At 40.4% G+C, this 8,872-nt stretch carries 7 protein-coding genes; 3 read left to right on the plus strand and 4 right to left on the minus strand.

The features are described from left to right. Positions 1-37: 37 nt before the first annotated feature. Both gmk and QZZ43_RS12750 read right to left on the minus strand, forming a co-directional pair. Complete coding sequence (gene gmk / locus QZZ43_RS12745) at positions 38-607, minus strand: guanylate kinase (protein WP_291859929.1); 570 nt, start codon at positions 605-607, stop codon at positions 38-40. Between the two features lie 3 nt (positions 608-610). Next, positions 611-1,486, minus strand: a complete 876-nt coding sequence (locus QZZ43_RS12750; RefSeq protein WP_291859931.1) for a YicC/YloC family endoribonuclease — start codon at positions 1,484-1,486, stop codon at positions 611-613. Between the two features lie 842 nt (positions 1,487-2,328). Between QZZ43_RS12750 and QZZ43_RS12755 the strand changes: the two genes are divergently transcribed. After that, the gene (locus QZZ43_RS12755) at positions 2,329-3,681 is read left to right on the plus strand and encodes a fasciclin domain-containing protein (RefSeq protein WP_291859934.1); all 1,353 of its coding nucleotides are present in this window, start codon (positions 2,329-2,331) and stop codon (positions 3,679-3,681) included. A 280-nt stretch (positions 3,682-3,961) separates the two neighbouring features. Continuing rightward, complete coding sequence (locus QZZ43_RS12760) at positions 3,962-4,855, plus strand: MerR family transcriptional regulator (RefSeq protein ID WP_291859937.1); 894 nt, start codon at positions 3,962-3,964, stop codon at positions 4,853-4,855. Here QZZ43_RS12760 and QZZ43_RS12765 read toward each other — a convergent pair. Next, positions 4,847-6,187, minus strand: a complete 1,341-nt coding sequence (locus tag QZZ43_RS12765) for an MATE family efflux transporter (RefSeq protein WP_291859940.1) — start codon at positions 6,185-6,187, stop codon at positions 4,847-4,849. The genes QZZ43_RS12760 and QZZ43_RS12765 overlap by 9 nt on opposite strands. A gap of 246 nt (positions 6,188-6,433) precedes the next feature. Here QZZ43_RS12765 and QZZ43_RS12770 point away from each other — a divergent pair, with 246 nt between their 5' ends. Continuing rightward, positions 6,434-7,954, plus strand: coding sequence for a DUF3078 domain-containing protein (locus tag QZZ43_RS12770; RefSeq protein ID WP_291859943.1), 1,521 nt, complete (start codon positions 6,434-6,436; stop codon positions 7,952-7,954). A 485-nt stretch (positions 7,955-8,439) separates the two neighbouring features. Here QZZ43_RS12770 and QZZ43_RS12775 read toward each other — a convergent pair. Next, positions 8,440-8,872, minus strand: a 433-nt coding sequence (locus QZZ43_RS12775; protein WP_291859946.1) for a DbpA RNA binding domain-containing protein, incomplete at its 5' end; no start/stop codon positions are given.

Below are 8,872 nucleotides of genomic sequence, written 5' to 3' on the forward strand. Positions count from 1 at the left end.
CCAAATAACAAACCTGTTTTCTGCATTGTTTCCTGTTTTATTTCTGGTCAATGAATTGTCTCACAATTTGTTTTGCCTCTTTTAAAGCAATGTCCAGATTGTCGTTAATGATTATTTTGTCGAAAAATTGTGCGTATCCCAATTCTTTTTCAGCTTTGTTCAGTCGTTTCCGGATAATATCCTCCGAGTCGGTCTTCCTGTTTTTGAGCCGGTTTTCCAGGTCTTTTAGCGACGGTGCTTTTATAAACATGGCAAGTGCATTGTCTCCATATTGTTTCTTGATATTGATGCCCCCTACAACATCTACATCAAAAACAGCTGTTTTACCCTCAGCAGTGATTCTGTCCACTTCACTTTTTAAGGTGCCATAATAAGTGCCCTCATAGACCTCTTCCCATTCCAGAAATTCTCCTTTGTTAATCTTCTGTCTGAATGTCCGATTGTCCAGAAAGTGGTAATCAATGCCATTCTGCTCATTATCTCTGGGCTGCCGACTTGTGGCTGAAATGGAGAAAGCAAGCTCCGGAAAATGCGACATCAAATGCCTGACAATGGTGGTTTTGCCCGAGCCGGAAGGCGCCGAAAAAATAATTATTCTATTGCTCATAGGCTAAAGGATGTTGAGGATTTGTTCTTTGATTTTTTCCAAATCATCTTTCATTTTAACAACAATGTGTTGTATGTCCGAATCGTTGGCTTTTGACCCTAACGTGTTTATTTCACGGCCCATTTCCTGTGCTATGAAACCAAGTTTTTTACCAACGGCATCTCCCTCGTCCATGGTTTCGTTAAAGTATTGAATGTGATTGCCTAATCTTACCTTTTCTTCTGAGATGTCGAGTTTTTCGAGATAATATATCAGTTCCTGTTCAAATCTGTTTTCGTCAACACTGGTGTTGTTGTTAAATTCAGACAGGTTTTCTTTTATTCGGTTTTTAATTTTTTCGGTTCTTTGTTTTTCGAACGGGGCAATTTCTTCTAGCAGATTTTTGATGCTGGTACTTCTTGCTGTCACATCTTTTTGCATCGATTCGCCTTCCTGAAGCCGGAAACTGTTCAGATGGTCAATGGCCTCATTTAATGCAGAAGACACAGTCTGCCATTCTTCCTCTGCCAGTTCGGCAGGCGGGGTTTTCATAGTGTCGGGCAATGGCATTATGAGACGAAGAAAATCAGTATTATCACCAATATTCAACTTATCGGCCACGCTTTTTAGTTGGCTGTGGTAGGCACCGATTACTTCTTCGTTGACCTGGGGTATTTTATCCGGAATCATCGACTCCACATAGAATGTCACATCTACTTTTCCTCGTTGCAATTTTTGACTGATGATATTGCGCATAGCCAGGTCTTTCTCCCTGTAAAGGTTGGGAACCCGTGTGTTGATATCCAGCTGTTTGCTGTTCAGGGATTTTATTTCAATTGTGATTCGTTTGGCAGGAAGCTCACATACCGACTTCCCAAATCCTGTCATTGATTTTATCATGGATTCATCTCTTTTTTCGACTTCAAAGTTATACAATATTCCCGAAGCTATCTAAGAACCTGTTTAAGTTTTATGGTTCATGATACAAATGCCATTTGATTGTTAATCATCTGAAAAATTAGGATGGTACTTTTAGGCAATAACCCGTTGAAAAAACAAACGCAGAGACGAAAAGGAGCATAGTTTTATTATCAGACAGTTGTAGAACATTCTTACCGACTCATAAATGGCATGGAATCAGATGTTAGCAAAAGTTTAACAGAGTATTGTTCGGGCTGTTTTCTGAGTAATAATGAGGCATCAGACATGAGTTGAAGGTCGCTCGGGTTAGAGATTTATTCGGCTATTGTATAAAGTAGCTTTTTTTTCATTGGAGATAGCTTTAGGGACGGCTCTAGCAATGAAAAAAATAAAAATATTAATAGTTGGCCCCCATTCGGGGACTGACACATTTGCTCAGCTTACGCAGGGCTGGAATACCGGAGGTGTTCAAGTTTGGTCACTATGGGGATGGGGCAATTCTGTCATAAATGCATAGTGCCATAAAATTTTTGGGGTAGCCATGCGAAAATAACAGAATCTCCGGGGGACAGAGATAGGGGAAAGTGTGTTATTGCAATTTGTTGTCATTTTGGAAAGCAATTTCTTTTTCAATGTGTAGTTATTTCATAAAATTATGGTCATAATTTAAATATTAGATATACAGATAGATATGTAAAAATTGTAATGCAAAAAACTATAATGTTTAGAAAAATCAATAAAACAATGAACAAAAATGAAACATTCTCTGTTTAACCTTCAAATTAACAATTTTAAATTAATCTAAATTAAAATCAAGGGTCATGAAAAAGTTAAGTTTTAAAATGATGGCAATTTTGCTGTTGGGAGTGTTTGTGACGGCTTCATGTAGTGAAGATGATGAGGATGACGATGCAATTGTGGTTCCTGTGGAAAGTAACACGATTGTTGACGTTGCTTCAGCCAATGACGATTTCTCCATTCTTGTTGATGCGTTGGTAATGGTTGGCCTGGATGATGCTCTGGCCAATGACGATGCTTCCTTTACTGTTTTTGCTCCTACCAATGATGCATTTGTGGCGCTATTGGATGAGTTGGGCGTTTCAGCACTGGAGGACATCCCCACCGAAACACTAACAGCTGTTCTTCTTTATCATGTGTTAAATGTTAAAGCACCTGCGTCAGCTGTTTCGACAGGTTACTACAGTACTTTGTCAGCCGGTCCGGCCGATGGTTACAATCTCTCGCTTTATGTGAACAAAGAAGACCTGATGCTCAATAACAGAGCAGAGATTGTTCAAACTGATGTGATGGCAGATAATGGTGTCATTCATGTAATCGATAAAGTGGTGTTGCCCTTATCGCTGACTGGTCATGCTGTTGCCAATGCGAATTTCTCATCGCTTGCAGCTGCAGTAACTAAGGCTGGTCTTGCTGATGCTCTGGCCGACGAGAGTGCTGTTTATACAGTTTTTGCACCTCTCAATGCTGCCTTCGACGAGTTGTTTACCGATCTTGGTGTAACATTGGATGATTTCACCGCTGATGATTTGACACCTATTTTACTTTATCATGTGGTCAATGCTCTGGTGCCTGCCGCAGATGTTACTTCAGGATATGTGCCTACCCTGAGCCCTGCTCAGGGACGAAATGTTAGTCTTCAGATTAACGTTGACGGAGGTGTTTTTCTGAATGGTTCAAGCGAAGTTGTAGCTACAGATGTGGTGGCAACCAATGGTATCATTCATGCCATCGACGAAGTCCTGCTTCCTCCTACCGTGGTAGATATTGCGCTTGATAATCCTAATTTCTCCATTCTGGTGGAGGCTGTTGTGAAAGCCGACCTGGTAGATGCCCTGAATGGGGAGGGTCCATTTACGGTTTTTGCTCCGGAAAACACTGCTTTTGAGGAGCTATTTACGACCCTGGGTGTTTCCGGAGTTGAAGAAATTGATGTAGCCACACTTACAAATGTTTTACTGGCTCATGTGGTTAGTGGCAATGTTGCATCCGGTGATTTGTCTAATGGTTCGGTTCCAACACTCAACGATGGCAAGAGTCTCGAATTTAATGTGGACAATGGCGTTGTGATTGATGGTGATATAAATGTGATACTTGCAGATGTACAGGGGTCAAATGGAATAATCCATGTGATTGACAAGGTGATTGTACCTTAAGCTTTGTTTCCCTTTTGATGGCGGGGCCTTTGGTGGAACCTTTGATTTTCCACCTTAGGTCCCGCTTTGTTATTTGATTTTGTTCTTTATTTTTGCATATCAAATGAACAAATGTCTTTTTTCAGCCGTTAGAACTACGAAATTAGGTTTTGCCATCATTGAATTTTTGCATTTAACCCTAATATAATCTTTCAAAGAGGTGGTTAGGTGTGCAGATTTAACGGGTGAAAAACAAATTTCTAAGTACCGGATATTTTAACAAGTTTTATACGAATGCATTATGGCTGTTTATTCCATAAAAGATCTGGAAAAAATTTCCGGAATTAAAGCTCATACCATACGTATTTGGGAGCGTAGATATGGCCTTGTTGAACCCAAGAGAACCCTTACCAATATTCGTTACTATTCTGATGAGGATTTAAAGAAACTCCTTAATATTTCTATCCTGAATCAAAACGGGTTTAAAATTTCCAAAATTGCCAGTCTTGATGAATATCAACTTAGGGACAGAGTGCTGGATTTGTGCATTGATGCACGCAACAACAAAGTGCAGATTGAAAGTCTGATGGTTTCCATGCTGGAGTTGGACGAACGGAAATTTCTCAATGTGCTTTCGGGAACTATCATTAAGTATGGGTTTGAGGATACTCTTGAACAGGTTTTGTTTCCATTTCTCGATCGCATAGGAATGCTTTGGCAGGCAGGCACTATTAATCCTGCTCAGGAGCATTTTATCTCTAACCTGATAAGGCAAAAACTGATCGTAGCCATCGATAATGAAATGCAAAATGTGTCCGTGAATGGGCCGCGTATCACATTCTTCCTTCCCGAAGGTGAACTTCATGAAATTGGGCTTTTGTTTTTTAATTTGATGGCCCGTAAAGAGGGACTTGATGTTGTTTACTTGGGAATGTCGGTGCCGTTGAGCGATTTGAAGATGGTCAATCAGGTACGGCCGGCCGATGCCTTTTTTGTCTCTTTTGTTTCGGCTCGGGATAAAAGTGAAATAGAGTCGCTTCTGCTACAATTAAGAGATTATTTTCCTAATACTCCTTTTATGGTTAACGGGTTGCAAATCAGAGAGCTGAAACCAGGTTTACCTGAAGATTTTGCAGTAGTATCCTCTATCAAAACTTTTAAAGAAAATATCAGGTTGCTGAAATATTCAGAATGATGTTTTTGTTACTCCTTTGTTTTTCCATTTTCCTGACAGATACCACAAGAATGTTCCTGCCAGGCCTAGCATCCATCCGAAAGGAATAGCCCACCAAATCCCTGAAGGGCCAAATTTCTCAGATAAAATTGCTGCGAGAGGTATTCTTACTACCCAAAGAGAGATGAGTGTTATGAACATTGGAATGAGTGTATCACCGGCTCCTCTCAAGGTTCCGTGCATGGTAAACATAGTCGAAAAAACCGGGTAAAAGGAACTGATAATGATAAGATAGTTGTGCCCGTGCTTGATGACTTCGGGATTGTCAGAAAACAGCCTCATCAGTGCTTCTCCCTTAAAAATAACAACCGCCATTACTAAAAAACTGATTCCCCAGGTCATAAACAGGGTGGCCCGAAGTCCCTTTTTTATTCGGTCTATTCGTCCGGCTCCAAGATTTTGGCCAACAAAAGCGGCCAAAGCCGATGCCAGATTCATCGCCGGCATCGCAGCCAGGGCATCAATTCTGCTGGCGGCTGTATAGGCTGCTAATACAGGGGTTTCAAAATTATTGATGATCCGTATTAGAGCCATCATTCCCAGTGCCACAAATGCCTGCTGAAAACCTGTAGGCAGGCCTATCCTTGCACTTTGCAAGAATATTGACCGATCGAAAACTAGTGCCTTCCAACTGAAATGAATCAGATGATCGCGATGGTTTAGTACCACCATGGCTACCATGAATGCTCCTCCCTGTGCAACAACTGTTGCAATGGCTGCCCCTTCAATTCCCCATTCAAAAACCAGGATAAATAGTAAATCCAAACCGATATTGGCCAGGGTGGAAATCGTAAAAAATAGCAGAGGCGTTTTGCTGTCTCCCAAACCTCTTAAAATGGATGCGGTGCTGTTGAATCCAAAAAACACCACGAGCCCGGAAATATATATGGTGAAATAGCTGATGGCTTCGGGCATTACATCTTCACCCACCTTGAGAAGGGTGAAGATTTCTCGGCTGTATAAAATGCCAAAGGAGGTGAGTATTACCGAGGCAATAAAAATAAATATGTAAATGGTTCCGATGGCTTTTTTGACCTCTTCATAATTTTTTGCTCCGAAATACTGGCTGATTACCACGGTGGCCCCGCTGCCTATTCCAATAACAAAAGCAATGAGTGTGTAGAAAATAGGGAAAGATGCGCCTACAGCTGCCAGTGCCTGTTCTCCCAGCACTTTTCCTACAATTATGGAATCTACCACATTGTATAATTGCTGGAAAATATTACCAACTACCATAGGAATGGCAAAACGTAATATGACGCGGCCCTCCGGGCCACTGGTCAAATCTTTCATCTACTTTTTGTGTTAAGCAAAACGCAAAGCTACAATAGTTCTTAAACCTGAGAAAATATTATTGCTTCGACAAAGCCGCTTGCCCCTTTAGCCCGATAAATCTATGAGGTTGCGGTATGAAGCATTCAAATTTCTGGAAATTGGAGCAACAGCAAATAAAAATGAGAAGTTAATTTGGAGCTTGACAGGATAGTTCTGTGTATTTTGCTAAAAACCATTATTTTTGTTGCTTGAATTTTGGACAAAATGGTTGAACGGGTTTTCTTATTTTTATTTCTTATTTTGGGTTGGACCGCCGGTCTTTCCGGACAGGTTCTTTCTGTGGATTCTGTGGAGGTTTCAATTGTGATTCCCGAACACCAAAAGAAAGAAATTCTTTTTAATTCGGATTCCTTAAGAGGTGAGGAACAATTCAGTCTTCTGAAGTATTTGAGGAAGAAGGACTCTTTACTGGCAGAAAAGAATTCTTATTCATCAGGAAGAATAAAAATTACAACTGATAATTACTTCAATCAACTCATCCGAGAACAGACCCTGCGGGAGTGGGATCGACGCAGATTGTTTTTCGAAACCATTACTCAACGTGGCTTTAATCCCTGGCGTTTTTCACTTTGGTGGGAGCATGACCGCACATACAAACCCTTTGCTTTGACTCTTAAATACAAAAAAAGGGACAGTGAACCCTTTTTCGATGACGTTTCAGTCAATCTGAGGAATCCGATTAAAGAATATCACCATTTTTTAAAGCATCCGCTGGGGGCAGATACCTTAATTACTGAGCTCGCCCAACCGCCGGTGGAGCATCTGATGAATGAAATTTTATACCAGCATCCGGATATGACGGATGAGTTGTGGGAGAATATTCCGGAGCCTCCCGGGTTTTCTTTTGGTGAAGGGTACATCAAGAACAGGTCGGCAAATGAAAGCATGGAGCGTTTGTTGCTTTGGGAAACACCTGAAACCAATAGAAAACTGGAGAAGAAGGATGCCATTCAACGTCAATGGACCTATGGGGGTACAGAAAATATTCAGGTTTCACAAGCTTTTCAGGAAAACTGGGTTAAGGGAGGTGAAAATTCTGTTTCCTTGCTGAGTGACCTTCGGCTTCAGGCCAGATATAAAAAAAATAATGTGGAATGGGAGAGTTATGTAATTCATAAATTGGGAATCCTCAATACGGAAGGAAATACCTCCCGGTTTAACGATGATTTAATCGAACTTAGCTCTAAGTATGGTTTGAGCGCCGGTAATAAATGGTTTTACAGTGGACTTATTAATTTTAAAACCCAGTTTTTTGACGGCTATGAGAGCAGAGATGTGGAAAAAGAAAACCCTGTTTCCGGCTTTTTGGCTCCGGCGTATTTGACCCTCGCAATCGGTATGGATTATAAGGAGAAAAACTTTACCCTTATGCTGCTGCCTGTTACCTCAAAAATGACTCTTGTTACAGATACAGTTAAGTTCGACCAAACCAGATATAAGATTGCTGAAGATAGAAAGGCTGATAATATGGGGGGGGCTTCGTTGGTGAATAGTTTTAGCTGGTCTCTTGCCAGGGATTTCAACCTTGAGTCAAAAATGGATTTCTTCTATGAATATATGAGAAACGACAACCAAATTCAGGCAGAGTGGGAACTTATTCTGGATATGCAGATTAACGTTTTTCTAAGTACGCGGATTGCCACCTATCTCAGATATTACAGCAACGAATCGGAGTATGTGCAATTTAGAGAAAATCTCAGTATATCCTTTAATTACAGGTTCTGAGTCTGTTGGTCCGGAGGGTTTAACTTTGTTTAACTTGCAGGGTTTGTTTGGAACCTGGATTTCATCTTATATTTGGGCCCTGAAAAACAAAGGGTTTTTTCATAGGTTTAGGTAAGGTTAGGTTAATTAGGTTAAGTTAGGAAAAGAGCAGGAAATTTTTTTTCCTGCTCTTTTAATCTTTTTTGCTTTTGTTTTGTTTACCTTATACAAAACAGGTAAACAGGCAGATGTATTTAACATCTTTTCTATTGACATAGGAATCAGCTTTGTTTATATTTATTTAAGTTTTCTCATAGTTTAGGGTTAGGTTTGGTTAATTGAGGGTTGCTTACAGTTTATGTGAGCAGCCCTTTTTTTGTTGCCGACGGGAGGAAGTGTCATGGAAGGTTATTTTATGCACCCCCTTCCTCTGGCTTTTTGACAAAAAAAAGCCGTGGTATTTTCTGATTAAATATCACGGCTTCTTATTCTATGGTTTTGTAAGCTTAACGAAAAGTTTGAACTGTGAGGTTGTTTCCTTTATATCTTGCTTTTCGAAATGCTTTGATTAATTCTTTCTCATAAGTGCCGTCGGCCTCAAAAACAGTATGTTTGTTCTGAATGTCAATTTTCCCGATTCGTATTTTGTATTCCGGGGTGTGACGGTTAATGATGTTTATCAAAAGGTCGGGACGAAGATTGTTTTTCTCCCCCAGGTTAATTGAGAATCTTGAAAGTCGGCTGTTGCCTTTTCTTCCGGAGCCTGCTTTTTTTGCTCCTCTTCCTTTATTCGCTGATGCGCTGATGGTAGAATTGAGGTCGGTCGAATTTTTATACTCCTGGTAAATGCGTCCGAATTCTTTAGACATAAACCGGTTAAGCAATTCTTCTTTACTCAGATGCCCCAGTTTTTCATTGATTACTTCCTCAAATTCAGAA

The organism is Marinilabilia sp. (assembly GCF_016278715.1).
Taxonomy (GTDB): domain Bacteria; phylum Bacteroidota; class Bacteroidia; order Bacteroidales; family Marinilabiliaceae; genus Marinilabilia.